This window comes from Streptomyces sp. NPDC003635, assembly GCF_053587635.1.
In genome coordinates this window covers 16,158-42,226 of the sequence record NZ_JBSFOK010000010.1, presented here as the reverse complement: position 1 = coordinate 42,226, position 26,069 = coordinate 16,158, and the positions used below count along the sequence as shown (strand labels likewise).

The window sequence follows — 26,069 nt, the reverse complement described above, 5'->3', positions numbered from 1 at the left end:
CCACACGAGACTTCTACGGAGACCCCCTCATGACCACCACCATCCGCTGGGAACAGGACCGCGCGGGCGTCGTCACGCTGGTCATCGACGACCCGAACCAGTCCGCCAACACCATGAACCAGGCCTTCCGCGACTCCCTCGCCCAGGTCACCGACCGGCTGGAGGCCGAGAAGGACACCATCCGCGGTGTCATCATCACCTCCGCCAAGAAGACCTTCTTCGCCGGCGGCGACCTGCGCGACCTGATCCGGGTCACCCCCGAGACGGCACAGGAGCTCTTCGACGGCGGCATGGCCATCAAGCGCCACCTGCGCCGCATCGAGACCCTCGGCAAGCCGGTCGTCGCGGCGCTGAACGGCGCGGCCCTCGGCGGCGGTTACGAGATCGCGCTCGCCTGCCACCACCGCGTCGCCCTCGACGCGCCCGGCTCCAAGATCGGCTGCCCCGAGGTCACACTCGGCCTGCTCCCGGGCGGCGGCGGAGTCGTCCGCACGGTCCGCCTCCTCGGCATCACCGACGCGCTGCTGAAGGTCCTCCTCCAAGGCACCCAGTACAACCCCCGGCGCGCCCTGGAGAACGGCCTCGTCGACGAAGTCGTCGCCACCCAGGAGGAGATGCTGGCCAGGGCCCGCGCCTTCATCGAGGCCAACCCCGAGTCCCAGCAGCCCTGGGACAGGCCCGGCTACCGCATCCCCGGCGGCACCCCCGCCAACCCCAAGTTCGCGGCCAACCTCCCCGCCTTCCCGGCCAGCCTGCGCAAGCAGACGAACGGCGCCCCCTACCCGGCACCGCGCAACATCCTCGCGGCGGCGGTCGAGGGCTCCCAGGTCGACTTCGAGACGGCCCAGGTGATCGAGGCGCGCTACTTCGTCGAGCTGGCCGCCGGGCAGACCTCGAAGAACATGATCCAGGCGTTCTTCTTCGACCTCCAGGCCGTCAACTCCGGCGCCAACCGCCCGAAGGGGATCGCGCCGCACCGGGTCCGCAAGGTCGCCGTCCTCGGCGCCGGGATGATGGGCGCGGGCATCGCCTACTCGTGCGCCCGCGCGGGCATCGAGGTCGTCCTGAAGGACGTGGCCCTGGAAGCGGCGGTCAAGGGCAAGGGCTACTCCGAGAAGCTCTGCGCGAAGGCCGTGAGCCGGGGCCGTACGACACAGGAGAAGGCGGACGCCCTGCTGGCCCGCATCACGCCGACGGCCGACCCGCAGGACGTCGCCGGCTGTGACGCGGTGATCGAGGCGGTCTTCGAGAACCCCGAGCTCAAGCACAAGGTCTTCCAGGAGATCCAGCACATCGTGGAGCCGGACGCGCTGCTGTGCTCCAACACCTCGACGCTGCCGATCACCGCGCTCGCCGAGGGCGTGGAGCGCCAGGCCGACTTCATCGGGCTGCACTTCTTCTCGCCGGTCGACAAGATGCCGCTCGTCGAGATCATCAAGGGCGAGCGGACGGGGGAGGAGGCGCTGGCCCGCGCCTTCGACCTGGTGCGACAGATCAACAAGACGCCGATCGTGGTGAACGACTCCCGCGGCTTCTTCACCTCCCGCGTCATCGGCCACTTCATCAACGAGGGCGTGGCGATGGTCGGCGAGGGCATCGAGCCCGCGTCGGTCGAGCAGGCGGCGGCCCAGGCGGGCTACCCGGCGAAGGTGCTGTCCCTGATGGACGAGCTGACGCTGACGCTGCCGAGGAAGATCCGCAACGAGTCGAGGCGCGCCGTGGAGGAGGCGGGCGGCACCTGGGCCACGCACCCCGCGGAGGCCGTGATCGACCGCATGGTCGACGAGTTCGGCCGCGAGGGCCGCAGCGCCGGCGCCGGCTTCTACGACTACGACGAGTCCGGCAAGCGCGCGGGCCTGTGGCCGGGCCTGCGCGAGCACTTCACCCGCGACGGCGCGCAGATCCCCTTCCGGGACATGCAGGAACGCATGCTGTTCTCCGAGGCGCTGGACACCGTCCGTCTCCTGGAGGAGGGCGTCCTCACCTCGGTCGCCGACGCCAACATCGGCTCGATCTTCGGCATCGGCTTCCCCGGCTGGACCGGCGGAGTCCTGCAGTACGTCAACGGCTACGAGGGCGGCCTGCCCGGCTTCGTGGCACGCGCGCGAGAACTCGCCGAGCGCTACGGCGACCGCTTCACGCCGCCCGCGCTGCTGGTGGAGAAGGCGGAGAAGGGGGAGACGTTCGGCGACGCCCGCTGACCAACCGCCCCCATGGGCACCCGGCCCGCCCTCGCCCTCCTGGAGATCCTCCGCGGCGAGGGCGCGGACCGGGTCCTCGGCCACCCCGGCACCACCGAACCGGGTGGGTCAGGCGGATCCGTCTGCCTCCGGCGCCTTCACCCAGTCCCGCAGCTCCTCCTTCAGCGACCGCTGGAACGTCGTCAACAGGGCCTGTACGACGAGCGGCTGCATGTCGGAGGAGAGCGACTTGACGTCGTGGGCGGCGCGTTCGGCCACCTCGCCGCGGAACAGCTGCGCCAGCTCGTGGGCGGCGGCACGGGAGTGCTCGATCAGCACCTTCCGCGCGGCCAGGATCGCCTCCTGCGACAACGGCATCTCGAGCAGCCGCACCCCGAGCCGCAGCACCCCGACGTCCACCCGGAACGCCTCGCCGTCGGCGCCGATCACACCCATCGCGGCGAGCCGCTCCAGGTCCTCGTCGGCCAGCTCCCGCCCCGCTCGCCGCTGGAGTTCCGCCCGCGACACCGTCTCCACCGCGTCCGGGGCCCAGGAGGCCACCACGGCCCGGTGGATGGCGAGATCCTCGGTACTCAGGCCGGACGGCAGCCGCTGCATGTACCGCTCGATCGCGGCCAGCGTCATCCCCTGCTGCTGCAACTCCTCGATGAGCGCGAGCCGCGCCAAGTGGTCCCTGCCGTAGTGACCGACCCGGCGCGGACCGATCACCGGCGGCGGCAGCAGCCCCTTGGTGCCGTAGAACCGCACCGTGCGGACCGTGACGCCGGCCCGTGCGGCCAGCTCGTCGATGGTGAGGGTCGGCTGCTCGGCGTCGGTCGTCATGTGCAGCAGTATCGCTGTCTCACCAACACTGTGAAACCTCCGGTGACCATGTGAGAAGGAGCGCGCCGTGACGTTTGCCACCGCATACGGCGCGATCGTCGTGGGCTCCTGGTCTGTGCTGCCCCACACGGCGGTACGGACCACACCTGTGCAAGGACACCCGGGCACACCCCAGCCCGGGCGCACCAGAGAGTGGTACCGAGCTCACCAGGTAATCCAGGGGCCGCTGTCAGTGGCACCGCCTACGGTGGCGTCATGTCGAAGATCAGTTACGTCCGAGGTGACGCCACCGTTCCGTCGGTCAAGGGCGTCAAGCTGATCGCCCATGTCTGCAACGACATCGGGGGCTGGGGGAAGGGCTTCGTGCTCGCCGTCTCGCGCCGCTGGCCGCAGCCGGAGAAGTCCTACCGCGCCTGGCACCGTGACCGCGCGGCGAACGACTTCGGCCTGGGAGCCGTTCAGTTCGTCCAGGTCGAGCCGTATGTGTGGGTGGCCAACATGGTCGGCCAGCGCGGCACACGCACCGGCAGCAAGGGCGTCCCCGTGCGCTACGAGGCGATCGACGCGGCACTGGAACGGCTGGCGGACAAGGCGGCCGAGCTGGGCGCCTCCGTCCACATGCCCCGCATCGGCTGCGGCCTCGCGGGCGGCAAGTGGTCCCGCGTGGAGCCGCTCGTCGAGGAGCGGCTCGTCCGCCGGGGGATATCCGTCACGGTCTACGACCACGGGGAGTGAGACGGCCCGGGCCGGAGCCGGTCCTGGGCCGCCTCACGACCGCTCAGTGCTCGTGCTCGTGCTCGTGCACGTCGTTCGTCGCCGCGATCTTCTCCCACGACCTGGGCTTCGCGGGAGCGGACGCCTCCCCGGCGATGGACGCGGAACGCGCCGCGGGCGCGGCCGGCTTCGTGGGCTGGAACAGCCAGGTGTCGATGAGCGCCCCCAGCGGCTGCCCGGACACCTGCTCCGCGTACCGCTGGAAGTCGGCCACGGTCGCGTTGCCGTAGGCGTACTTCGTCCCCCAGCCCTTCAGGATCGCGAAGAAGTCCTCGTCCCCGATCTCGTTCCGCAGCGCCTGGAGCGCGAGGGCGCCCCGGTCGTAGACCGCGATGTGGAACTGGTTGTCCGGACCGGGGTCACCCGGCCGTACGGTCCAGAAGGGATCGTCGGCGGCGCGGGAGGCGTACACGTAATCGGCGAGTTCCTGCGCGGTGCCCTCGCCCTCGTGCTCGGACCACAGCCACTCCGAGTAGCGCGCGAAGCCCTCGTTGATCCAGATGTCCTTCCATCCGGAGACCGAGACGAGGTTGCCGTACCACTGGTGGGCCAGCTCGTGCACGACCAGATAGGTGTTCGTGCCGTTGGCGAACCGGACCGGGCTGTAGAAGGGCCGGGTCTGGGTCTCCAGCGCGAACCGGGTCGTGGTGTTCGGCACGTACCCGCCGAGCGCGTTGTACGGATACGGCCCGAAGTACTCGCTCAGCCAGTCGGCGATCTCGCCCGACCGCTCGATGCTGGCCTTCGCCGCGTTGTAGTTGTCGCCCAAGTCCTTGCTGTAGGCGTTGACCACCGGAATGCCGCTCTCGGTCGTGCCGGTGGTGAGGTCGAAACGGCCGACCGCGAGCGTGGCGAGATACGTGGCCTGCGGTTTGTTGGAGCGCCAGTTCCAGCGGGTCCAGCCGAGCCGTGAACTCGTCGACTGGAGCGTGCCGTTGGAGACGGCCTGGGTGCCGTCCGGCACGGCCACCGACACGTCGTAGGTGGCCTTGTCCCGCGGGTGGTCGTTGCTGGGGAACCACCACCAGGCGGCCTCGGGTTCGCCGGAGGCGACCCCGCCGTCGGGGGTGCGGTGCCAGCTGGTGAAGCCGTACGCCTGCTTCGACGACGGCACCCCGCTGTAGCGCACCACCACGGCGACCTCGGTGCCCTTGGCGAGCGGCTTCTTCGGGGTGATCTCCAGTTCGTGCTCGCCGGAGGTCGTGAACGACGCCTTCGCGCCGCCCACCCGTACCTCGCTGACGTCCAGCAGGAAGTCCAGGTTGAACCGCGACAGGTCCTGGGTGGTGCGGACCAGCAGGGTGGCGGTGCCGTCCAGCTGGTCCGTCTCCGGCTGGTACTTCAGCCGCAGGTCGTAGTGGGAGACGTCGTAGCCGCCGTTGCCGTAGGCCGGGTAGTAGGGATCGCCGATGCCCGGGGCGCCGGGGGAGGAACTCGCGGCCGATGCCGGGATCGCCAGCAGGAGGGAGGCGGCCGCGAGCGCGCCCGGTGCGAAGAATCTGCGGTGCACGAAAGCTCCAAGTCGTTGGGGACCGAAGGCTGTTCGGAGCCTATTCACTCCCCGTGGGCCCGCCCGTGTCCATGGCCGCCACTGTCACACGATCGCCATTCGGCCGACATGAACCGACGGGCCCCGCCGGTCCCACGCGACCCCTCGCGCGTCCGGTTGCCCTCTTCTGCGCGGGAGTTGACCGATGTACCGTCCCGCGCATGCCGATACGCACGCGCTTCACGACCTGGAGACCGCTCGCGACGGCGGCCACGGCCGCCCTGATGGCCACCTTCCTCACACCGGCGACGGCCCAAGCGGGCCCGCGCACCAGTGAACCCGTCTACTCCTACGACGCCGCCATCCGCGAGGCCGTCTGGGTGGACACCGGGCTCGACGGCGACTCCGACGGGCGCACCGACCGGGTCGCCGTCGACATCGTCCGCCCGAGCGAACCCGCCCAACAGGGCGGCAGGATCCCCGTCATCATGGACGCCAGCCCCTACTACTCCTGCTGCGGCCGGGGCAACGAGAGCCAGAAGAAGACGTACGACGCCGACGGCGACGTCGTCCAGATGCCGCTCTTCTACGACAACTACTTCGTGCCGCGCGGCTACGCCTTCGTCGGCGTCGACCTGGCCGGCACCAACCGCTCCGACGGCTGCGTAGACGTCGGCGGCCGCTCCGACATCCAGTCCGCCAAGGCCGTCGTCGACTGGCTCAACGGCCGCGGCAAGGCGTACACCACCCGGACGGGGAGCACGAAGGCCAAGGCCACGAGCTGGACCAACGGCAGGACCGGCATGATCGGCAAGAGTTACGACGGCACGATCGCCAACGGCGTCGCCGCCACCGGAGTCGAGGGCCTGGAGACGATCGTCCCCATCGGCGCCATCTCCTCCTGGTACGACTACTACTTCGCCCAGGGCGCCCCCCTCTTCGACTCGGGCCCCGACTGGCTGTCGAACTACGTCGAGAGCCCCGAGGCCCGCGCCCGCTGCGCCGCCGTCCAGCAGAGGATCGTCGCCGGCGCCCCGCGCACCGGCGCCTGGACGCCGCTGTGGAGCGAGCGCAACTACGTGCCGGACGCCGACGAGGTCGAGGCCAGCGTCTTCGTGATCCACGGCATGCAGGACCTCAACGTCCGCACCAAGCACTTCGGCCAGTGGTGGGACGCCCTGGCGAAGAGCGGCGTGGACCGCAAGATCTGGCTCTCCCAGGTCGGCCATGTCGACCCCTTCGACTTCCGGCGCGCCGAGTGGGTGAACACCCTGCACCGGTGGTTCGACCATGAACTGCTCGGCTACGACAACGGCATCGACGAGGAACCGATGGCCGACATCGAACGGGCCCCAGACCAGTGGGTCACCTCGAAGGTCTGGCCCCCGCGCGGCACCGAGCGGACGACCCTGCGCCCCGCCGAAGGAGCCCAGGAGGGCGTCGGCACCCTCGGCCTGACCCGGGGCACCGGAACCGAGACCTTCACCGACGACCCGGCCAACGACGAGACCGACTGGGCCGCCCGCGTTGACCAGGCCACCCCCGACAAGGCGGGCTTCGTCACCGGACCGCTCACCCGCGACCTGCGTCTGTCGGGGTCCTCGAAGGTCACCGTCACGGCCACCCCGACCACGTCGAGCGCGCATCTCTCGGCCGTGCTCGTGGATCTCGGTCCCGACACCATCCGGGACTACGCCACCGCGGGCGAGGGCATCACCACGCTCGCCGAGCGCACCTGCTGGGGCGCGAGCACCACCGGCGACAGCGCCTGCTTCAAGGAGACCGCCGCCAGGACGGCCGACGTCGACTACACGGTCCTCAGCCGCGGCTGGGCCGACCTCGCCTCGACCGGAGGAGCCCCCCTGACGCTCGGTGAGCCGTACACCGTCACCCTCGACCTGGCGGCCACCGACCATGTCGTCCCGGCCGGGCACCGGCTCGCGCTGATCGTGGCGGGCACCGACAAGGACCTCATCGAACCGCCGTCCACGAGGCCGACCCTGACGCTCGATCTGTCCCGTACCTCGGCCCGGGTGCCGCTGGCCGGCGGCGCCGACGCCTTCCGCGCGGCCACCTCGGGCCCGGCCGCCGCACCGGGCGAGGCCGTCCTGGACGGCGTACGCGACCCACGCACCGCCCAGCGAGTCCCGGAGGCGCGGTGAAGTCGAGCAGAGCCGCGGCGCCTCCTTGGGGCGTGGTGAAGTCCCGCGGAGCCGCGACGAGTCCGTCAGGCGTCGTGGAGGCCGGTAAAGCCGCGACGAGTCCGTCAGACGTCGTGGAGGCCGGTGAAGCCGCGACGAGTCCGTCAGGCGTCGTGACATCGTGCCGAGCCGCGACGAGTCCGTCAGACGTCGTGACATCGTGCCGAGCCGCGACGAGTTCCGCAGGCATCGTGAGTCCCGTACCGCCGCAGCGAGTCCCGGAGGCCATGTGAAGTCCCGTATCGCCGCGGTGATCGCGGCCGCCCTCGCCGTACCCCTGCTGTCGGTTCCGGCGCACGCGGCGGACACCCCGCCCCGCACCGGCTTCGAGGAGTCCGGCGGCGCCCGCTGGACCAGCCAGCCCGAGGAACGCGCCTTCCTCGCGGCCGTGGACCGGGACAGCGACCGGGTGTCGATCAGCCGGATCGGCACCACGAAGCAGGACCGTCCGCTCCAGCTCGTGCGGATCGGTACCCGGCCCACCACCCGCACGGTCCTGCTGGTGTGCAGTCAGCACGGCGACGAGCCCTCCGGCCGTGAGGCCTGCCTGACCACGATCCGTGATCTGGCCTACGGCGACGACGTGCGGACCCGGCGCCTGCTGGCGACGACCACCGTGTTCGTGGTGCCCACCGCCAACCCCGACGGCCGGGCCGCCGACACCCGCGGCAACAGCGACGGCGTCGACATCAACCGCGACCACATCGCCCTGCAGACCAGGGAGGGCCGGGCGCTGGCCGCGGTGATCCGCGACCGGAGGCCGGACGTGGTCTACGACCTGCACGAGTACGGCGGCACACCCCCGTACTACGACAAGGACCTGTTCGACCTCTGGCCGCGCAACCTCAACACGGCCCCCGCCCTGCACGAGGAGGGCCGGAACCTGTCGCTGGACTACGTGCGCCCCGCCGCCGCGGCCGAGGGATACACCACCGGCACCTACGGCATCTGGACCGACCCCGTCACCGGCGACCCCGTCCGCCAGGTCGCGGGCGACGGCCAGGAGCGCATCCTGCGGAACATGTCCGGCATCAAGCACACCGTCGGCCTGCTCATCGAAAGTCGCGTGGAACCGCTGACGGAGGTACCCGAGCAGGTCAACAACCTACGCCGGGTCAACTCCCAACTCGCCGCACTGGGCGGCCTGTTCTCCTTCGCCGGGGAGCACGGCCGGCAGGTCGACGCGGCCACCGCCGCCGCCCGGCTCGCGGGCTGGCGGGACAGCGGCCCGGTCTACCTCGGCGGTGCCGACAACGACCCGCCCGAGCCCGCCGAGGTGCTCCAGGACCCGCCCTGCGGCTACCGGCTGACGGAGGCCCAGTACACCGAGATCAAGGACGAACTCGCCCTGCACGGCGTGCGCACGCACGGCACGTACGTCCCGCTCCGCCAGTCCCTGCGCGCCCTCGTCCCGCTCCTGCTCGACGAACGCGCTCCGTACCACGTCACGGTCGGTGAGCCCGACACCGACTGCTGAAACGGCCGAGATCCGCGGCACCTGTGGTAGGCCGTAGGGGCCACTAAATATGGGCATACCTACGGAAGGCGCCACAGTTGACGCAGGACCTGAAGAAAAGGGGTGAATGGGAAGGCCCGCCGGGCGTTCCCAGTCACCAGCCCACGGACCGGGTGGTGTTCGGCGTTACCGCCGCCATCACCGTGGCCTTCGTGATCTGGGGCTCGGTGGCGACCGACTCGCTGGAGAGCGCCTCCAGCACGATGCTCAACGGGCTGATCCACAACGGCGGCTGGGCCTTCATGCTCGCCGCCTCCTGCTTCGTCGTCTTCGCCCTGTGGCTGGCGATCAGCCGCTACGGCCGGATCCACCTCGGCGCCGAGGGCGAGGACCCCGAGTTCCGCACGGTCTCCTGGGTCGCGATGATGTTCAGCGCCGGCATGGGCATCGGCCTGATGTTCTACGGCGTGAGCGAGCCGCTCACGCACTACAGGACCCCGCCGCCGGGCACCGAACCCGCCGACTCCGCCGAGCGCATGGAGACGGCGATGGCGACCACCCTCTTCCACTGGACGCTGCACCCCTGGGCGATCTACGCGGTGGTCGGCCTCGGCATCGCCTACAGCACCTTCCGCAGGCGCCGCCGGCAGACCATCAGCGCGGTCTTCACCCCGCTCATCGGCGAGAAGCACGCGAACGGCGCCTGGGGCCGGGTGATCGACATCCTCGCGATCATCGCCACCGTCTTCGGCTCCGCCGCCTCCCTCGGCCTCGGGGCGCTCCAGATCGGCTCCGGATTCCAGGAGCTCGACTGGATGGACGACGTCAGCGAGGGCCTGCTGGTCGCCATCATCGCCGTACTCACCCTGGCCTTCGTGGCCTCGGCCGTCTCCGGTGTCGAGCGGGGCATCCAGTGGCTGTCCAACACCAACATGGTGCTCGCGCTGATCCTCGCGGCCTTCGTGTTCATCGCGGGGCCCACGATCATCGTGCTCGACCTGCTGCCCACCTCGATCTTCGCCTACCTCGGCGACCTGCCCCAGCTCGCCGGACGCACCGAGGCCAGCTCCGGCGAGGGCGTGGCGGACTGGCTCGGCAGCTGGACCGTCTTCTACTGGGCCTGGTGGATCTCCTGGACGCCCTTCGTGGGCATGTTCATCGCCCGGATCAGCCGGGGCCGCACCATCCGGCAGTTCGTCGGCGGGGTCATCCTGGTGCCCAGCACGGTCAGCCTGGTGTGGTTCGCGATCTTCGGCGGTACGGCGATGAAGCTGGCGGAGCGCGGGGCCCTGGGCGGTGAGGACACGCCCGAAGGGCAACTCTTCGGCCTGCTCCAGGAGTTCCCCATCGCCACCGCCACCAGCCTGCTGGTGATGATCCTGGTCGGCATCTTCTTCGTCTCCGGAGCCGACGCCGCCTCCATCGTGATGGGCACGCTGTCCCAGCGGGGAGCGCTCGAACCCGGCCGTCTGGTCGTGGTGTTCTGGGGCGTCGTGACCGGCGCGGTCGCCGCCATCATGCTGCTCGTCGGCAGCGGTCAGGGCGACGCGCTCACGGGCCTGCAGAACCTGACGATCCTCGCCGCCGCGCCCTTCGTCCTGGTGATGATCGGCATGTGCGTCGCCCTCATGCGCGACCTGCGCCGCGATCCGTTGATCGTGCGGGGAGAGATGGCCGACGAGGCCGTCGAACTCGCCGTGATCGTCGGACATCGCGAGTACGACGGCGAGTTCGAGATCAAGGTCGGCCCGGGCCCCGGCACCGAGATCGAGGGCGACCCGCTGGGCCACGAGCACTCCTGAGCCCTGGGGGAGGCGGGCCGCGCAGGGCGCAAGGGGCCTCAGGTGGAGGCGAGCGCCGCCGCCTCCTCCGCGCAGCCCCAGGCCACCGTGACCCCGGCGCCGCCATGACCGTAGTTGTGCACCAAGATCCGTCCCCCCGGGAGGAGTTCGCGCTCCAGCCGGACCGCGTCCCGCACCGGCCGCAGCCCCACCCGGTGCTCCAGCACCCGCGCACCGGCGATCTCGGGCCGCAGTTCGGCACAGCGCCGCACGATCGCCTCGGCCACCTTGGGGTCCGGCTCCGTCGACCAGGCGCCCTCGTCGGCCGTGCCGCCGAGCAGCAGCCGGCCGGGCTGCGGGAAGAAGTACGCCATGTCCCCCGCGGTGTCGCTGGAGGTGAGCCAGGTGTCGATGCCGGGGTTCTCCACGACCACCAGCTGCCCCCGCACGGGCCGCACCGACGGATCCGGGACGAGCTCGTGGGCGCCGAGCCCCGTGCAGTTGACCACGACCGGTGCCTCGGCCTCCGTGAGCGTGGACACCGTGCGCGTCTCGATCGACCCGCCCGCCCCGCGGAATCGTTCCCGTAGCCACGGCAGGTGAGTCGACATGTCGATGAGCGGCAGCCGGGCCCACAGTCCGGCCCCGCCGTACTCCTCGTCCGTCGTCGACCGCAGCCCCGGCACCGCGGCCGCCGCCCAGGCGTCCGCCCCGTCCAGATCCCCTTCGCCCAGTACCCCCTCGATCATCCGTACGCCGGTGGCGTCGGAGTCCGCCGCCAGTTCCGTGTACACGGCGAGGGAGCGCAGGGCCCAGTCCCGGGCCAGCGCGAGGGGTTCGATCCTGTACGGCCACCACAGCGCGCCCGCGACCGCCGAGGTGGTCCGCTCGACGGGGTCCCGGGTCCACACCCGGACCCGGCGGCCCCGCTCGGCCAGGACCACCGCCGTCGTCAGGCCGATGACCCCGCCGCCGACCACGATGACTTCGTCGTTCCGCCCCATCTCCACCCGGCGACCGTAGCGGAATGTGCCATGCCGTGCTCACATCACTCCCGCGCTGGGGATACTCACAGCATGTCTGCCGAGTACGCGACCTTCGGCCTGGCACCGGCGATGCGGGCCGGTGGAGTCCTCGCCAACGGTGAGTACCAAGTGCACCGGGACTTCGTGGACTTCATCGTCGACGGCCGCCCGCTGCTGTTCCAGCTCTCCGACCTCGACGCCGTCTCCCCGCTCGCCTCCGACGTCCCACCCGCGATCTTCACCGCCCAGGTCCAGAGCCTCCTGCTCGAGGCGGATGCCCCGCTTCCGGACGGCCGTTACGTCATCTACGGCTGCCCCGAGTGCGAGAGCCTGGCCTGCGGCGCGGTCACCGCCGCCATCGAGTCCGACGGCGAGGACTTCATCTGGCGCGACTTCGCCTGGCAGACCGGCGAGCACGCCGATCTGCAGCTCAACGGCTACCACGGCATAGGGCCGTTCCGCTTCCACGGCTCCGAGTACCGCGCGGCCCTCGCCTCCCTCCTCGACCGGGCACCCGCCGCTGCCCGCCGCCGGGTCCTGCTGATCGGCGCCCGGGTCGCGGTACTGGCCAAGCTCGCCGCCGCCCTGCGCGCCATCGGCATCGGCGCCGACATCACCCGCGACGCCGAGGGCGTCCCCGCCGACGAACTGCGCCAGTACGGAGCCGTCGCCTTCGGCCGCGCGGTCAGCCAGGAGGAACGCTCCGCCGTGCGCGGCGCCTTCGACCGCGCCGGCGTCGAGGTGGCCTACGTCGACGGACTCGCCCCGATCGTCCCGCTGCTCGTGGCCCAGATAGAGCACGCCCTGGACCGCAGCCCCGTCCAGCAGCGCCGGCTGACTCGGCTGGTCGCGGTGGACGGCGAGGCGGGCGTGGAGGTGACGTCCCCCTGCCGGGTCCAGCTCACGGCGTATCGCCTCGACCGCCTCTACCGCACCCACGCGCACGAGGTCTTCGACGGCGTCCTGGAGGCCGGCCGCCACCGGATCGCCCTGGACGCGAAGGCGGTGAAGGGGGAGTCGTTCGTGGTGGCGCGGACCTCGGGGAGCGTGCTGGTGGAGGCGATGGCCCGCTGAAGTACGGCGATGAGACCGCCCGCCCCCGGCCGTTAGGATCGGGGGCCTGATGACTGCCACCCTCGTCGTGAAGAACCTCGCCGCCGGCCACGGCGACCGCGCCCTGTTCAGCGGGCTCGACCTCGTCGTCGCGCCCGGAGACGTGATCGGCCTGGTCGGGGCCAACGGCGCCGGGAAGTCCACGCTGCTCAGGATGCTCGCGGGCCTGGCCACGCCCGAGGAGGGCGAGCTGCGGCTCTCCCCGCCGAGCGCGACCGTCGGCCACCTCCCGCAGGAGCCGGAACGGCGGCCCGGCGAGACCGTCCGCCAGTTCCTGGCCCGGCGCACCGGTGTCGCCGAGGCCCAGCACACCATGGACGAGGCCACGCAGGCCCTGGTCGACGGCGCGCCGGGCGCGGACGACGCGTACGCGACGAGCCTGGAGCGCTGGCTGGACCTGGGCGGCGCCGACCTCGACGAGCGCGCGGAGGAGATCGCCGACTCCCTGGGCCTGGCCGTGGACCTGGACCAGCCCATGACCTCCCTGTCGGGCGGCCAGGCGGCCCGCGCCGGACTCGCCTCCCTGCTGCTCTCCCGCTACGACGTCTTCCTCCTCGACGAGCCGACCAACGACCTCGACCTGGACGGCCTGGAGCGCCTGGAGCGCTTCGTCACGGGCCTGCGGGCCGGCACGGTCGTCGTCAGCCACGACCGCGAGTTCCTCACCCGCACGGTCACCAAGGTCCTCGAACTCGACCTCGCCCAGCAGCGGATCAACCTCTACGGCGGCGGCTACGCGGCCTACCTGGAGGAGCGCGAGGTCGCCCGCAGGCACGCCCGCGAGGACTACGAGGAGTACGCCGACAAGAGGGCCGCCCTCCAGGACCGGGCGCAGATGCAGCGCTCCTGGATGGACAAGGGCGTGAAGAACGCGCGCCGCAAGGCGGGCAACGACAACGACAAGATCGGCCGCAAGTTCCGCAGCGAGGCCAGCGAGAAGCAGGCCGCCAAGGCCCGCCAGACCCAGCGCATGATCGAACGTCTCGACGTGGTCGAGGAGCCGCGCAAGGAGTGGGAACTGCGCATGGAGATCGCCTCGGCCCCGCGCTCCGGAGCGGTGGTGGCGACCCTGCGGGACGCGGAGGTGCGCCGGGGCGACTTCACCCTGGGCCCGGTCTCCCTCCAGATCGACTGGGCGGACCGGGTCGCGGTCACCGGCGCCAACGGCGCGGGCAAGTCGACGCTGCTGGGCGCCCTGCTCGGCCGGACCCCGCTGACCTCGGGACAGTCGGCGCTCGGCTCGGGCGTGCTGATCGGCGAGGTCGACCAGGCCCGCAAGCTGTTCCACGGCGAGGAGGCGCTGCTGGACGCCTTCGCCGCAGCGGTCCCGGACACCGAACCGGTGGAAGTGCGCACCCTTCTCGCCAAGTTCGGTCTCAAGGCGGACCACGTGCTGCGCCCGGCGGCCACCCTGTCACCCGGCGAACGCACCCGCGCCGCCCTGGCGCTGCTCCAGGGCAGGGGCGTCAACCTGCTCGTCCTGGACGAGCCGACGAACCACCTGGATCTGCCGGCCATCGAGCAGCTGGAGTCCGCGCTCGACTCCTACGAGGGCACCCTCCTGCTGGTGACCCATGACCGGCGCATGCTGGACGCGGTCCAAGTCACCAGGCGCCTGGAGGTCGCGACCGGGAAGGTCACCGAGCGCTAGTCCTTGCCCTTCAGCAGGGCGCAGACGAAGTTCTCCTGGACGGCCCGCATCCTGCGCAGCAGGTCCGGCTTGAGGGTCTGGTTGATCTGGGTCGTGGTGGAGAAGGTCAGGGACTTGCGGCCGTCCGGGGTGGCGGCGAAGAGCTGGGTGTAGCCGGGCGTGTTGCCGGTGTGGCCGAGGACCACCCCGCAGCGGGTCGTGTACCGGAAGATGGCGAGTCCCGCCTTGTTCCTGCCCGGCCCGGCGGGCTCGGAGGCGCCGTCGATCCAGGCCCGCTGCTGCCGGACGACCTCGTGGCCGTAGAGCTTGCCCCCGGCGTAGCCGCGGATGAAGCGGGTCATGTCGGCGGGCGTGGAGACGATGCCGCCCGAGGCCCACACCCCGGACATGCTGATGAGCTCGCTGACGTCCTCCGGCGGCTCGGGCGGGGACACGTCGTAGCCGTGCAGGTACGGCCTGGGCATCCGGTAGCCCTGCGGCAGGCTGGTGTCACGCAGGCCCAGCGGCCGATGGACCAGCTCCTTCAGCAGCCGCTCGTACCGTTCGCCGGTGACCGCCTCGGCCATCAGGGCCACGGCGATGTTGTCGGAGTTGGAGTACTGGTACCGGCTGCCCGGCGGGAACTCGAGGGGGCGGTCGGCGACGTAGTCGAGCAGCCTGCGGGAGTCGAAGCGGTGCCGCGGGTCGGCCAGCAGGGTCTCCACGAACCCGGGCGACTTGGAGTAGTCCGGAAGCCCGCTGGTGTGGTTCAGCAACTGCCGCAGGGTCACGGCGCTCCACGCGTCCGGCAGATCGGGCAGGCGTTCGCCCAGTGTGTCCTCCAGGCTCAGATCGCCGAGCTGGACGAGGGAGAGGGCGACCGCGCCGCTGAACGCCTTGGCGGCGCTGGCGATCCGCATGTGGTCGTGCGCCCGGGGCTCGCGTCCGGTGCCGAGTTCGGCCACGCCCGCCTTCACGACCTGGGTCCTGCGGCCGTCCTTGAGCACGGCGATGATGCCGGGCGGACCGCCGGGTCTGCGGATCAGGTCCTCCAGCTGGCGCTGGAGGGCGGGGTCGCCGTCCGGTCGGGGCGGTGTGGCGGCGCCCGCCACGGCGGGGGACAGGGTGGTCAGACAGAGCGCGACGAGAGGGACCGCTCCCCGCAGGGGGCGGCGGGGGACGCGACGGCGGATCGGCATGGGCACTCCCGGAAGGCGTGGGCTGGTCGCGCTCCAGCCTCGCGCCCCGCACCGCCGCGGGCCGCTCGTGTTGCTGCACACGGCCCAACGGCCCGGCCGCTCCGCGCGGGAGCGGCCGGGCCACGGGTCAGCGCTTGCCCTTCTTCGGGTCCACCAGCCCCGCGCGGCGCAGGGCGTCGGCCATCGCGCTGTTCGCGGGCGGCGGCGCCTGGCGCGAGCCGCCGCCACCGCCGCCACGCCCCTGGCGCTGCTGCGGGGGACGCCCGCCGCGCTGCTGACGGCGCTCACCGCCGCCACCGCCCTGGCCCTGCGCGGCCGCCTCGTCGTCCAGGCGCAGGGTCAGCGAGATCCGCTTGCGCGGGATGTCGATGTCGAGGACCTTCACCTTGACGATGTCACCGGGCTTGACCACGTCCCGCGGGTCCTTGACGAACGTCTTGGACATCGCGGAGACATGCACCAGACCGTCCTGGTGGACGCCGACGTCGACGAAGGCACCGAAGGCCGCGACATTGGTGACGACCCCCTCCAGGACCATCCCGGAGGACAGGTCGGAGATCTTCTCCACGCCCTCCTTGAAGGTGGCCGTCTTGAAGGCGGGCCGCGGGTCGCGCCCGGGCTTCTCCAGTTCCTTGAGGATGTCGGTGACAGTCGGCAGACCGAAGGTCTCGTCCACGAACTCCTGCGGCTTCAGCGACCGCAGCACACCGGTGTTGCCGATCAGCGAGGCCACCTCCTGGCCGGAGGTCTTCACCATCCGCCGGACCACGGGGTACGCCTCCGGGTGCACGCTGGAGGCGTCCAGCGGGTCGTCGCCGCCCCGGATCCGCAGGAAGCCCGCGCACTGCTCGTACGCCTTCGGGCCGAGCCGGGCGACCTTCTTCAGCTCGGAGCGGGAGGTGAACGGGCCGTTGGCGTCGCGGTGCGCCACGATGTTCTCGGCGAGGCCGGAGGTGATGCCGGAGACCCGGGCGAGCAGCGGCGCGGACGCGGTGTTCACGTCGACCCCGACGCCGTTCACACAGTCCTCCACGACCGCGTCCAGCGAGCGCGACAGCTTCACCTCGGACAGGTCGTGCTGGTACTGCCCCACGCCGATCGACTTCGGGTCGATCTTCACCAGCTCGGCGAGGGGGTCCTGGAGCCGGCGCGCGATGGAGACGGCCCCGCGCAGGGACACGTCCATGTCGGGCAGCTCCTGCGAGGCGAACGCGGAGGCCGAGTACACGGAGGCGCCCGCCTCGGACACCATCACCTTGGTGAGCTTCAGCTCGGGATGCCTGGTGATGAGCTCACCGGCGAGCTTGTCGGTCTCACGGGACGCGGTGCCGTTGCCGATCGCGACCAGCTCGACCGCGTGCTCCTTGGCGAGCCGGGCCAGCTTGGCGATGGCCTCGTCCCACTTGTTGGCCGGGACGTGCGGGTAGACGACGTCCGTGGCGACGACCTTGCCCGTCGCGTCGATGACGGCGACCTTCACGCCCGTACGGAAGCCCGGGTCGAGGCCCAGCGTCGCGCGCGTGCCGGCCGGGGCGGCGAGCAGGAGGTCCCGCAGGTTCGCCGCGAAGACGTTCACCGCCTCGTCCTCGGCGGCCGTGCGCAGCCGCAGCCTGAGGTCGATGCCGAGGTGCACCAGGATCCGGGTCCGCCACGCCCAGCGGACGGTGTCCGTGAGCCACTTGTCGGCGGGGCGGCCCCGGTCGGCGATCCGGAACCTGTCCGCGACGATCCCCTCGTACGACGACGGCCCCTCGGTCGGCTCCTCCGGTTCCAGGACGAGGTCGAGGACCTCCTCCTTCTCGCCGCGCAGCATGGCGAGGATCCGGTGCGAGGGCAGCTCGGTGAACGGCTCGGCGAAGTCGAAGTAGTCGGCGAACTTGGCGCCCGCCTCCTCCTTGCCCTCGCGCACCTTGGCGGCGAGCCGCCCACGCACCCACATGCGCTCACGCAGCTCGCCGATCAGGTCGGCGTCCTCCGAGAACCGCTCGGTGAGGATCGCGCGGGCGCCGTCGAGGGCGGCCTGCGGATCGGCCACGCCCTTGTCGGCGTCCACGAAGGCGGCCGCCGCGGCGAGCGGCTCGACCGTAGGGTCGCTGAGCAGCCCCTCGGCGAGCGGCTCGAGACCGGCCTCACGGGCGATCTGCGCCTTGGTCCGCCGCTTGGGCTTGTACGGCAGGTAGATGTCCTCCAGGCGCGCCTTGGTCTCGGCGCCCCGGATCCGCGCCTCCAGCTCGTCGGTGAGCTTGCCCTGCTCGCGCACGGATTCCAGGACCGCCGTCCGGCGCTCCTCCAGCTCCCGCAGATAGCGCAGCCGCTCCTCGATCGTGCGCAGCTGCGCGTCGTCGAGCATCTCGGTCGCTTCCTTGCGGTAGCGGGCGATGAAGGGCACCGTCGAACCGCCGTCCAGCAGTTCCACGGCGGCCTTCACCTGCCGCTCCCGTACGCCGAGCTCCTCGGCGATCCTGCCTTCGATGGACCCTGTTGCCATGGACCCGCCGGGTGTCGTCACGATCCCGTACCGCCTTCTCACTGAGGTTGCGCGGCAATTGTGGCAGGTGACACCGACAGCCGGGGATCAGGGCGGGGCCGCGTCAGGCGCGGCGCCCGCGCGCGCTGCCCGAGGCGCCGCCGAACAACCGGGCCAGGGCCCGGAAGGGCAGCGTCACCACGGTGGCTATGGCGCCGCCGATCTGGCGCAGTACGTCTGCGATTGCACGGAACACGGGAGTCCCCTTTCCTCTTCGGTCACGTTGGCCGATGAATACCGGGTACCTCGTCAGCTCCGCCGTATGCGCGGATGTTGATCAGGCCTTGCCGATCAGGTCCGCCGGGAAGGCGCCGGCGGCCAGCGCGGTCCGTACGAAGCCGGAGCCGAGCTCCGTCAGCCGGGCCACGTCGTCGGCGCCCAGGTGCTCGTAGGGAGCGCGGTCCAGACGGTCCGTCTCGCGCTCGATCCCGTCGCGCAGCGCTACGCCCCGCTCGGTCAGTTCGTCCGCCTCGTCCAGCAGCCCGCGCTCCCGCAGGCGGGCAGCGGCCGCGTCCCATTCCTCCTGGTTCCAGCCACGGGTGACCATCTGCCACCTCGGGGTGAAGCCGCGGCCGGTCGCCGTGTGCGTCACCAGGGCCTCCAGGCCGTCGAGTTCCGCGGCCAGCAGCGCGGTGAGATGCCCGTCGCCCCGGTACTCGCGCAGCAGCGTGGCGGCGTGGAAGTACGCCATGTGCGGCTCCTCGGGCACGGGCAGGTCGGCGTGGGCGGCGTACAGCGGCCGCGCGTGGCGCGCGCACGCCTCGGTGGCCCTGAGGGCGAGTCGCGCGGCCTCGGCCATCTCGGCGGAGGCCAGGACCTCCTCGCCGAGCAGCCTGCGGAGCATGGCGTCGACGGCACGCGCGCGTGCCGCCAGGACCTGCTCCGGGCGGGCGGTCTCCCACACGGCGGGGACGTGCCGGGCCACGGCCTCGTACTTGTAGTTGTAGAAGGTCGCCGTGACCGTGCCGGGCCCCACGGCGCCGAGCGCGGCGGCCCGCACCGCGAAGTTCACGGCCTTGGGGTGGGTGATCCCGAGGGCGCCCGCCTCCTTGCCCAGTTCGGGCGCGAAGTAGTGCATGGCGTGCAGTGTGTTGAGCGCGTTGTGGCAGCGGCGGCCCGCGCGTGGGTCCAGGGCGGCTGTAGTCATGCCGGGCAGGTTACCGACCGCTTGGTATCCCTGGTCCAGGCCGATGACGCCAGGTGGCAGGAAAGGTGGGGAACTCGTCATTGCAGCCATCGCCGGGGCCGCCAAGAATCGTTTTCATGGCGCAGCGAACGGTTCTCCTGGTCCTCTTCGACGGGGTGCAGAGCCTCGATGTCACCGGGCCCCTGGAGGTCTTCACGGGGGCGGAGAAGCAGACTCCGGGCACCTACGGCATCCGTACGGCCTCCCTGGACGGTGGTCCCGTCCGCAGCTCCAGCGGCCTGACCCTCGTACCGGACACGTCCCTCGCCGAGGCGTCCGAGCCGCACACGCTGCTGGTTCCGGGCGGGCAGGGCACCCGCGTACCCGACCCGCGGCTGACGGCGTGGCTGCGCGAGCACGGTCCGCGGGCCGAGCGCCTGGTCTCCGTCTGCACCGGAGCGATCCTGCTCGCCGAGGCGGGTCTGCTGGACGGCCGCCGGGCGACGACCCACTGGGCCTACTGCGCCAAGCTGGCCCGCGACCACCCGGCGGTCGAGGTCGACCCCGATCCCATCTACGTCCGCGACGGCCCCGTCTCCACCTCGGCCGGCGTCACCGCCGGCATCGACCTGGCGCTCGCCCTGGTCGAGGAGGACCTCGGCCGGGACACCGCCCTGACCATCGCCCGCCATCTGGTGGTCTTCCTGCGCCGACCGGGCAACCAGGCCCAGTTCAGCGCGCAGCTCGCCGCCCAGACCGCCCGGCGCGCACCGCTGCGGGACGTCCAGCAGTGGATCACCGAGCACCCGGCCGACGACCTCGGCGTCGAGGCCCTGGCCGCCCGCGCGGGGCTCTCCCCGCGCCACTTCGCCCGCGCCTTCCGCGCCGAGACGGGCACGACCCCCGGCCGGTACGTGGACCAGGTCCGCCTGGAACACGCCCGGCGCCTGCTGGAGGACACCGCGGGCGGCGTCGAGGAGATCTCGCGTGCCAGCGGCTACGGCACCCCCGAGGCCATGCGCCGGGCCTTCCTCAAGACCCTCGGCACGGCCCCGTCGGAGTACCGCCGCCGCTTCCACCCGGCCCCGGCGACCTGAAAGCCGCCGCGAACCGGTTGTCCTGCCCTGTACCTGAACGCCGACCCGAGAGGTTCCCGATGCAGATCGCCATCGTCCTGTTCGACCGTTTCACCGCCCTCGACGCCGTCGGCCCCTACGAGACCCTCGGCCGCCTCCCGGACGCGGAGACCGTGTTCGTGGCCGAGGAGGCGGGCCCCGTGCGCACCGACACCGGGAATCTCGCGCTCACCGCCGACCGGACCCTGGCCGAGGTGCCGGGCCCGGACATCGTCGTCGTGCCGGGCGGGCCGGGCCAGACCCCGCAGATGGAGAACGCGGTGCTGCTGGACTGGCTGCGCGCCGCCGACGCCACCAGTACCTGGACGACGTCCGTGTGCACCGGCTCCCTGCTGCTGGCCGCGGCCGGCCTCCTCGCCGGGCGCCGGGCGACCTCGCACTGGCTGGCGCTGGACTTCCTGAAGCGGTTCGGGGCCGAGCCGACGGGGGAGCGGGTGGTCGTGGACGGCAAGTACGTCACCGCCGCCGGTGTCTCCTCCGGCATCGACATGGGGCTGACGCTCCTCGGGCGCATCGCGGGCGACGAACACGCCCAGGCCGTACAGCTGTTGACGGAGTACGACCCGCAGCCGCCCTACGACGCGGGCTCGCCCGGGAAGGCGCCCGCCCATCTGGTCGAGGAGTTCCGTTCCAAGAGCCGCTTCATCCTGACGTAGGCACGCGCCAGGTGAAGCGCGGCGGCCTGCGCTGCAGGAAGGCGGTGACCCCCTCCGCGAGGTCGCCGCTGCCGCGCGCCTGCTCGGCCCAGTGGGCGTCCCGGTCCAGGCGGCCGTCGGCGAACTCCTTCGCCGCGGCCTGCGTCAGCTGCGAGCGGCCGGCCAGGATCCGGGTGAACTCCGCCACCCGCTTGCCCAGTTCGCCCGTGGGCAGCACCTCGTCGACCAGGCCCGTGCGCAGCGCCCGCGCGGAGTCGATCAACTCGCCCGAGAACAGCAGGTACTTGGTGGCGGCCGGACCGGTCAGCGCCACCAGTCGCCGGGTGGCGGAGGCCGGATACACCACGCCCAGCTTCGCCGGTGTCACCCCGAACACCGAGCCCTCCTCGGCGAACCGCAGATCGCAGGCCGCCGCGAGCTGGGTGCCCCCGCCCACACAGTGCCCGCGGACGGCGGCGAGCGTCGGCTTGGGAAACGCGGCGAGCGCCTCCTCGGCCCGTCGGGCGAGGCCCTGCGCCTCCTCGGGCGTGTCCCGGAGCGCGCCGATGTCCGCTCCCGCGCAGAACGTGCCGCCCGCCCCGGTCAGCACCAGTGCCCGCACCTCGGGATCGGCGGCCAGCCTGTCGAGCAGCGGGGGAAGCGCCGCCCACATCGCCGAGGTCATCGCGTTGCGCTTCTCGGGGTGGTGGATGACGACGGTGGCCACCGAGTCGGTGACGCTGTGCAGCAGCTGGGGCTCCATGCGCCGGATGCTATCCGGCCCGCCGGACGGCCGGTCAGGAAGGGCGACGCGGAGGGTTACGGCAGCGGGCGCCGAGGGGACCCGGAGGCAGGGGTCGCAACGAGGAGGCGCCGATGGCCGAGTCCACTCAGGAGCTGCGCCGGGGTTTCGGCAGGCTCACCGTCCTGGGCGTGATCCTCGTCGTCGCGGGGCTCGTCGGCCTGGTCTACACCGCCGCCGCCACCCTGACCTCGATGCTGTTGTTCGGCTGGCTGCTGCTGATCGGCGGCGCCGTCGGCCTCCTGCACGCGGTACAGGCGCGCGGGGACAGTTTCTTCTGGCTCGGCCTGGTGATCGCGGCGCTGAACATCGCGGCGGGCGTGGTGATCATCAGCAAGCCGGAGGCGGCGGCCGAGGCGCTGACCATGTTCGCCGCGCTTTTGTTCCTGACCGGCGGGGTGTTCCGGCTGGTGGGCGGCGCGGTCGTCCGTGGTCCGCAGTTCGGCTGGACGCTGGTCCAGGGCGCCTTCGACCTGTTGCTGGGCATCCTCGTGCTGGCCTCCTGGCCGAGCAGCAGCAAGTACGTCATCGGCACCTTCTTCGCGCTCGCGCTGCTCTTCGACGGGCTGGGGCTGATCGCCACGGGGTACGGCGGGCGACGCGTGGTGCGCATGGTCTCCGACGCGGCCAAACCCGTACAACCCGAATAGTTCGTAAAGTCGGCACAGGTGGGACAGGAGCGGTCCCACTCATCACCACGTCATACGTCATCGATCACAAATCGTTCGAAAACCGCTGACTTGTGTTCAGTTCCATGGGCCGGAGCGGCTCGTTACCAACACTCGACTCGTGGTGACAATCGAGCGCAAGGGTGGCGACCGGACGATGGAGAACCACGGGCGCGGGTCCGCCCCACGCCCAACGGGCGACCCACAGCCCTACGAGGGCGTGTGGCGGTTCACCGCCTCGGCCGTCGACGCGTCCGTCCCGCAGGCGCGGCACGCCGTACGGGACCTGCTGTACCGCCAGGGGGTGCCGCTGACGGACGACCAGGTGCACGGTCTGCTGCTGATCGTCTCGGAGCTGGTCACGAACGCCGTCCGGCACGCGGCGCTGCTGTCGCCGATGCTCGCCGTGGAGGTCGCCGTCGGCGCCGAGTGGGTGCGCGTGTCCGTGGAGGACAACCACCCCTACCGCCCGACCGCCCTGGAGGCCGACCACGGCCAGACCGGCGGACGCGGGCTGCTGCTGGTGCGCGAGGTGACCCGGGAGGCGGGCGGGGTGTGCGACGTCGAGCACACCGCGAGCGGCGGCAAGGTGATCTGGGCCGCCCTGCCGCTCAGGCCCGCGCAGGTGCCGTAGCGGCGCTCACCAGCCGGCGGACGGGCCCGTCAGCTCGCGCACCGCGGGACGGGCCGCGTCCAGCACCGTCATGAACCAGGACGAGAAGGTGTCCTTCGCGTGCCGCTCGGCCAGTTCCTCGGGCGTCACGAACGCCGTGCCGGCGACCTCCTCCGGGTCGGGGCGCGGCGGCGACTGCACCAGCCCCACGAACAGGTGGTTGTACTCCTGCTCCACCAGGCCCGAGTCCGGGTCGGGGTGGTTGTAGCGGACCGTGCCCGCTTCGGCCATCAGCGAGGGCGAGACCCCGAGCTCCTCGTACGTCCGCCGGGCCGCCGCCGCGAAGGGCGCCTCACCGGGGTAGGGGTGACCGCAGCAGGTGTTGGACCACACACCGGGGGAGTGGTATTTGCCGAGCGCCCGCTGCTGGAGCAGCAGCCGGCCCCGCTCGTCGAAGAGGAACACGGAGAAGGCGCGGTGCAGCTGCCCCGGCGGCTGATGGGCGGCGAGCTTCTCCGCGGTGCCGATCGTCACACCGTTCTCGTCGACCAGTTCGAGCAAAATCTCGTCCGCGGTGCCGTTCGACGGAGTGTGCGTCTCGGCGGCAGGTGTGATCGGCATACCCATCCTTCACATCGGTTGTGCGCCCCAAGTGTGCCGCACGAATCCGGCACTCCCGGCAGTTGATCGTGCCCGGCGCGGCGGCTGCGGAACCCTGGCGGGACCCCGCTGTGGGAGTGAGGACGCCGCCGCGCGCCGGACCGCTGCGCTCCGCGAGAACCGGGTCAGTGACAGAGCCGCGCCTCGTGCTCGGCGTGCCCGCCGGGCTCCAGCTGGAAGGTGCAGTGCTCCACGTCGAAGTGGTCGCCGAGGCAGTTCTGGAGTTCGTGCAGCATCTTCTCGTGCCCGATCGCGCTGAGCGCCTCGGAGCTGACCACCACGTGGGCGGAGAGCACCGGCATGCCGGAGGTGATGGTCCAGGCATGCAGGTCGTGGACGTCCTCGACGCCGTCCAGCGCCAGTATGTGGGCCCGTACGTCCGCCATGTCGACGCCTTTGGGGGCGGCCTCCAGCAGGACGTCGAGGGTCTCGCGCAGCAGCTTGACGGTGCGCGGCACGATCATCAGGCCGATGACCAGCGAGGCGATCGGGTCGGCCGCCTGCCAGCCCGTGGTCAGGATCACCACGGCGGAGATCAGCACCGCCACCGAGCCCAGCGCGTCGGCGGCCACCTCCAGGAACGCCCCGCGGACGTTCAGGCTCTCCTTCTGGCCGCGCATCAGCAGGGTGAGCGAGATCATGTTCGCGACCAGACCGATCGCGCCGAACACGATGGTCAGCCCGCCCTCGGTGCCGGCCGGGGTGATGAACCGCTGGATCGCCTCGTAGAGGATGTAGGTGCCCACACCGAGCAGCAGCACACAGTTGGCGAGCGCGGCGAGGATCTCGGCACGGGCGTAGCCGAAGGTGCGGTTGCCGGTCGCCGGGCGGTTCGCGAAGTGGATAGCCAGCAGCGCCATGGCGAGCCCCACCGCGTCGGTCGCCATGTGCGCGGCGTCCGCGACCAGCGCGAGCGAGTCGGCGACCACGCCGCCGACGATCTCCACCACCATGACGGTGAGCGTGATCGACAGCGCGACGCGCAGTCTGCCGCGGTACGCCGTGGTCGCCGTACCGCCGGCGTGACCGCCGTGCGCGTGGCCGTGGTCGTGCCCAGCCCCCATGGAAAGCCGCCTCCTGTCATCGCTTCCGGATCACAGTGAACTACGGGTGGGGGGTATCGGGCAACGCGGCACTGAACACCGTTGTCATATGCCCTGACCTGCGGAAACGATCCGCAGGTCAGATGGCTGCCGACGCTGGACGATCACCCGCCGCGATGCAGTCGCCAGCCTCGCCAGGCGGACTCGACCATCTCTTGAACCGACCGGGAGGCCGTCCAGCCCAGTTCCTCGGCGGCCCGCGCGGCCGAGGCCACCGCGCGCGGGGCGTCCCCGGGGCGCCGCGCCTCCACCACCGGCGGCCGGGAGTCGCCGCTCACCTCGCCGATGACGTCGATCAGCTCGCGCACCGAGACGCCCTCGCCGCGGCCGATGTTGACGGTGAGATCGCCGTCGAGGCCGGTGAGCCGGCGGGCGGCGGCGAGGTGGGCCTCGGCGAGGTCGGCGACGTGGATGTAGTCACGGACACAGGTGCCGTCCGGCGTCGGATAGTCGTCGCCGAAGATCCGCGGGGCCTCGTCGCGGGTGAGCCGGTCGAACACCATGGGGACGATGTTGAAGACGCCCGTGTCGGCGAGCTCGGGCGCCGCCGCCCCCGCCACGTTGAAGTAGCGCAGACAGACCGTGGAGATCCCGTGTGCCCGTCCGGCGGCCCGGACCAGCCACTCGCCGGTGAGCTTCGTCTCGCCGTAGGGGTTCACCGGGGCGCACGGGGTGTCCTCGGTGATGAGGTCCACATCCGGGTTGCCGTAGACCGCGGCCGAGGAGGAGAACACCAGCCGCCGGACGCCCGCCTCGGCGACCGCGTCCAGGAGCGTGGCCAGACCGCCCACGTTCTCCCGGTAGTAGCGGGTGGGCTGCGCCACGGACTCGGCGACCTGTTTGCGCGCCGCGAGATGCACCACACCGGTCACCGCGTGCTCCGCGAGAACCCGCTTCAGCAGCTCGCCGTCGAGGGCCGAGCCCTGGATGAGCGGCACCCCGGCGGGCAGCCGCGCGGGTACTCCGGCCGAGAGGTCGTCCAGCGCCAGCACCCGCTCCCCGGCGTCGTTCATGACCCGGGCCACGTGGGCTCCTATGTATCCGGCCCCGCCTGTGATCAGCCATGTCATGGTGGCCCACCCTATGCGCAGGCCGCGTGGGCGAAGGA

Annotated in this window: 22 protein-coding genes; 11 read left to right on the top strand and 11 right to left on the bottom strand. The window is 71.6% G+C overall.

The window, feature by feature from the left end; all coding sequences use genetic code 11:
• The first annotated feature begins 29 nt into the window (after positions 1–29).
• Positions 30–2,201, top strand: coding sequence for a 3-hydroxyacyl-CoA dehydrogenase NAD-binding domain-containing protein (locus ACWDRW_RS12335; protein ID WP_451722475.1), 2,172 nt, complete (start codon positions 30–32; stop codon positions 2,199–2,201).
• A 108-nt stretch (positions 2,202–2,309) separates the two neighbouring features.
• On the opposite strand, the gene ACWDRW_RS12330 is transcribed toward ACWDRW_RS12335, so the two are convergent.
• On the bottom strand, positions 2,310–3,023 hold the full coding sequence (locus ACWDRW_RS12330) for a MerR family transcriptional regulator (RefSeq protein WP_451722473.1): 714 nt from the start codon (positions 3,021–3,023) through the stop codon (positions 2,310–2,312).
• 255 nt (positions 3,024–3,278) lie between these two features.
• Between ACWDRW_RS12330 and ACWDRW_RS12325 the strand changes: the two genes are divergently transcribed.
• The gene (locus tag ACWDRW_RS12325) at positions 3,279–3,758 is read left to right on the top strand and encodes a macro domain-containing protein (protein WP_451722470.1); all 480 of its coding nucleotides are present in this window, start codon (positions 3,279–3,281) and stop codon (positions 3,756–3,758) included.
• A gap of 43 nt (positions 3,759–3,801) precedes the next feature.
• Here ACWDRW_RS12325 and ACWDRW_RS12320 read toward each other — a convergent pair whose 3' ends face one another.
• A complete protein-coding gene (locus ACWDRW_RS12320; protein WP_451722469.1) occupies positions 3,802–5,307 on the bottom strand; it encodes a M1 family metallopeptidase in 1,506 nt (501 codons plus the stop codon).
• A 200-nt stretch (positions 5,308–5,507) separates the two neighbouring features.
• On the opposite strand from ACWDRW_RS12320, the gene ACWDRW_RS12315 reads away from it, so the two are divergent.
• The 3 genes from ACWDRW_RS12315 to ACWDRW_RS12305 all read left to right on the top strand — a co-directional run bounded on the left by ACWDRW_RS12315 (position 5,508) and on the right by ACWDRW_RS12305 (position 10,745).
• The gene (locus ACWDRW_RS12315; protein ID WP_451722468.1) at positions 5,508–7,448 is read left to right on the top strand and encodes a Xaa-Pro dipeptidyl-peptidase; all 1,941 of its coding nucleotides are present in this window, start codon (positions 5,508–5,510) and stop codon (positions 7,446–7,448) included.
• 268 nt (positions 7,449–7,716) lie between these two features.
• Positions 7,717–8,964: a M14 family metallopeptidase gene (locus tag ACWDRW_RS12310; RefSeq protein WP_451722466.1), complete on the top strand. Its 1,248-nt coding sequence runs from the start codon at positions 7,717–7,719 to the stop codon at positions 8,962–8,964.
• Positions 8,965–9,041: 77 nt separating this feature from the next.
• Positions 9,042–10,745 carry a BCCT family transporter gene (locus ACWDRW_RS12305; RefSeq protein WP_451722464.1) on the top strand — a complete coding sequence of 568 codons (1,704 nt, stop codon included), beginning with the start codon at positions 9,042–9,044 and terminating at the stop codon, positions 10,743–10,745.
• A 38-nt stretch (positions 10,746–10,783) separates the two neighbouring features.
• Here the strand turns inward: ACWDRW_RS12305 and ACWDRW_RS12300 are convergent, their stop codons facing one another.
• A complete protein-coding gene (locus ACWDRW_RS12300) occupies positions 10,784–11,728 on the bottom strand; it encodes an FAD-dependent oxidoreductase (RefSeq protein ID WP_451722695.1) in 945 nt (314 codons plus the stop codon).
• Positions 11,729–11,800: 72 nt separating this feature from the next.
• On the opposite strand from ACWDRW_RS12300, the gene ACWDRW_RS12295 reads away from it, so the two are divergent.
• Positions 11,801–12,823, top strand: coding sequence for an oxidoreductase (locus ACWDRW_RS12295; RefSeq protein WP_451722461.1), 1,023 nt, complete (start codon positions 11,801–11,803; stop codon positions 12,821–12,823).
• Between the two features lie 49 nt (positions 12,824–12,872).
• Positions 12,873–14,513, top strand: a complete 1,641-nt coding sequence (locus ACWDRW_RS12290; RefSeq protein WP_451722460.1) for an ABC-F family ATP-binding cassette domain-containing protein — start codon at positions 12,873–12,875, stop codon at positions 14,511–14,513.
• Here the strand turns inward: ACWDRW_RS12290 and ACWDRW_RS12285 are convergent.
• The 4 genes from ACWDRW_RS12285 to ACWDRW_RS12270 form a co-directional block, all read right to left on the bottom strand.
• A complete protein-coding gene (locus tag ACWDRW_RS12285) occupies positions 14,510–15,691 on the bottom strand; it encodes a serine hydrolase domain-containing protein (protein WP_451722458.1) in 1,182 nt (393 codons plus the stop codon). The two genes, ACWDRW_RS12290 and ACWDRW_RS12285, sit on opposite strands and share 4 nt — an antisense overlap.
• A 127-nt stretch (positions 15,692–15,818) precedes the next feature.
• Complete coding sequence (locus ACWDRW_RS12280; RefSeq protein WP_451722457.1) at positions 15,819–18,179, bottom strand: Tex family protein; 2,361 nt, start codon at positions 18,177–18,179, stop codon at positions 15,819–15,821.
• A gap of 103 nt (positions 18,180–18,282) precedes the next feature.
• Positions 18,283–18,414, bottom strand: a complete 132-nt coding sequence (locus ACWDRW_RS12275; RefSeq protein WP_256959483.1) for an LPFR motif small protein — start codon at positions 18,412–18,414, stop codon at positions 18,283–18,285.
• Between the two features lie 81 nt (positions 18,415–18,495).
• Positions 18,496–19,365 carry an SCO6745 family protein gene (locus ACWDRW_RS12270; RefSeq protein ID WP_451722456.1) on the bottom strand — a complete coding sequence of 290 codons (870 nt, stop codon included), beginning with the start codon at positions 19,363–19,365 and terminating at the stop codon, positions 18,496–18,498.
• Between the two features lie 116 nt (positions 19,366–19,481).
• Here ACWDRW_RS12270 and ACWDRW_RS12265 point away from each other — a divergent pair, with 116 nt between their 5' ends.
• The gene (locus ACWDRW_RS12265; RefSeq protein ID WP_451722455.1) at positions 19,482–20,441 is read left to right on the top strand and encodes a GlxA family transcriptional regulator; all 960 of its coding nucleotides are present in this window, start codon (positions 19,482–19,484) and stop codon (positions 20,439–20,441) included.
• Positions 20,442–20,500: 59 nt separating this feature from the next.
• Positions 20,501–21,136, top strand: a complete 636-nt coding sequence (locus ACWDRW_RS12260; protein ID WP_451722454.1) for a DJ-1/PfpI family protein — start codon at positions 20,501–20,503, stop codon at positions 21,134–21,136.
• Here the strand turns inward: ACWDRW_RS12260 and ACWDRW_RS12255 are convergent.
• On the bottom strand, positions 21,123–21,878 hold the full coding sequence (locus ACWDRW_RS12255) for an enoyl-CoA hydratase/isomerase family protein (RefSeq protein ID WP_451722452.1): 756 nt from the start codon (positions 21,876–21,878) through the stop codon (positions 21,123–21,125). The genes ACWDRW_RS12260 and ACWDRW_RS12255 overlap by 14 nt on opposite strands.
• A gap of 113 nt (positions 21,879–21,991) precedes the next feature.
• Between ACWDRW_RS12255 and ACWDRW_RS12250 the strand changes: the two genes are divergently transcribed.
• A complete protein-coding gene (locus ACWDRW_RS12250) occupies positions 21,992–22,567 on the top strand; it encodes an HdeD family acid-resistance protein (protein ID WP_451722450.1) in 576 nt (191 codons plus the stop codon).
• A 175-nt stretch (positions 22,568–22,742) separates the two neighbouring features.
• Entirely contained in the window at positions 22,743–23,219 is a 477-nt protein-coding gene (locus tag ACWDRW_RS12245; protein WP_451722693.1) for an ATP-binding protein, read from the top strand.
• A gap of 6 nt (positions 23,220–23,225) precedes the next feature.
• On the opposite strand, the gene idi is transcribed toward ACWDRW_RS12245, so the two are convergent.
• From idi to galE, 3 genes are all read right to left on the bottom strand, one after another.
• Positions 23,226–23,819, bottom strand: a complete 594-nt coding sequence (gene idi / locus ACWDRW_RS12240; RefSeq protein WP_451722448.1) for an isopentenyl-diphosphate Delta-isomerase — start codon at positions 23,817–23,819, stop codon at positions 23,226–23,228.
• A 164-nt stretch (positions 23,820–23,983) separates the two neighbouring features.
• Positions 23,984–24,922, bottom strand: a complete 939-nt coding sequence (locus ACWDRW_RS12235; protein ID WP_451722447.1) for a cation diffusion facilitator family transporter — start codon at positions 24,920–24,922, stop codon at positions 23,984–23,986.
• Between the two features lie 143 nt (positions 24,923–25,065).
• On the bottom strand, positions 25,066–26,031 hold the full coding sequence (galE, locus tag ACWDRW_RS12230; protein WP_451722445.1) for a UDP-glucose 4-epimerase GalE: 966 nt from the start codon (positions 26,029–26,031) through the stop codon (positions 25,066–25,068).
• Positions 26,032–26,069 lie beyond the last annotated feature (38 nt).

Coding starts and splice junctions, on each gene's coding strand:
- ACWDRW_RS12335 (WP_451722475.1), top strand. CDS start 30: ATGACCACCACCATCCGCTGGGAACAGGACCGCGCGGGCGTCGTCACG.
- ACWDRW_RS12330 (WP_451722473.1), bottom strand. CDS start 3,023: ATGACGACCGACGCCGAGCAGCCGACCCTCACCATCGACGAGCTGGCC.
- ACWDRW_RS12325 (WP_451722470.1), top strand. CDS start 3,279: ATGTCGAAGATCAGTTACGTCCGAGGTGACGCCACCGTTCCGTCGGTC.
- ACWDRW_RS12315 (WP_451722468.1), top strand. CDS start 5,508: ATGCCGATACGCACGCGCTTCACGACCTGGAGACCGCTCGCGACGGCG.
- ACWDRW_RS12300 (WP_451722695.1), bottom strand. CDS start 11,728: ATGGGGCGGAACGACGAAGTCATCGTGGTCGGCGGCGGGGTCATCGGC.
- ACWDRW_RS12295 (WP_451722461.1), top strand. CDS start 11,801: ATGTCTGCCGAGTACGCGACCTTCGGCCTGGCACCGGCGATGCGGGCC.
- ACWDRW_RS12290 (WP_451722460.1), top strand. CDS start 12,873: ATGACTGCCACCCTCGTCGTGAAGAACCTCGCCGCCGGCCACGGCGAC.
- ACWDRW_RS12285 (WP_451722458.1), bottom strand. CDS start 15,691: ATGCCGATCCGCCGTCGCGTCCCCCGCCGCCCCCTGCGGGGAGCGGTC.
- ACWDRW_RS12280 (WP_451722457.1), bottom strand. CDS start 18,179: ATGGCAACAGGGTCCATCGAAGGCAGGATCGCCGAGGAGCTCGGCGTA.
- ACWDRW_RS12270 (WP_451722456.1), bottom strand. CDS start 19,365: ATGACTACAGCCGCCCTGGACCCACGCGCGGGCCGCCGCTGCCACAAC.
- ACWDRW_RS12265 (WP_451722455.1), top strand. CDS start 19,482: ATGGCGCAGCGAACGGTTCTCCTGGTCCTCTTCGACGGGGTGCAGAGC.
- ACWDRW_RS12260 (WP_451722454.1), top strand. CDS start 20,501: ATGCAGATCGCCATCGTCCTGTTCGACCGTTTCACCGCCCTCGACGCC.
- ACWDRW_RS12255 (WP_451722452.1), bottom strand. CDS start 21,878: ATGGAGCCCCAGCTGCTGCACAGCGTCACCGACTCGGTGGCCACCGTC.
- ACWDRW_RS12250 (WP_451722450.1), top strand. CDS start 21,992: ATGGCCGAGTCCACTCAGGAGCTGCGCCGGGGTTTCGGCAGGCTCACC.
- ACWDRW_RS12245 (WP_451722693.1), top strand. CDS start 22,743: ATGGAGAACCACGGGCGCGGGTCCGCCCCACGCCCAACGGGCGACCCA.
- idi (WP_451722448.1), bottom strand. CDS start 23,819: ATGCCGATCACACCTGCCGCCGAGACGCACACTCCGTCGAACGGCACC.
- ACWDRW_RS12235 (WP_451722447.1), bottom strand. CDS start 24,922: ATGGGGGCTGGGCACGACCACGGCCACGCGCACGGCGGTCACGCCGGC.
- galE (WP_451722445.1), bottom strand. CDS start 26,031: ATGACATGGCTGATCACAGGCGGGGCCGGATACATAGGAGCCCACGTG.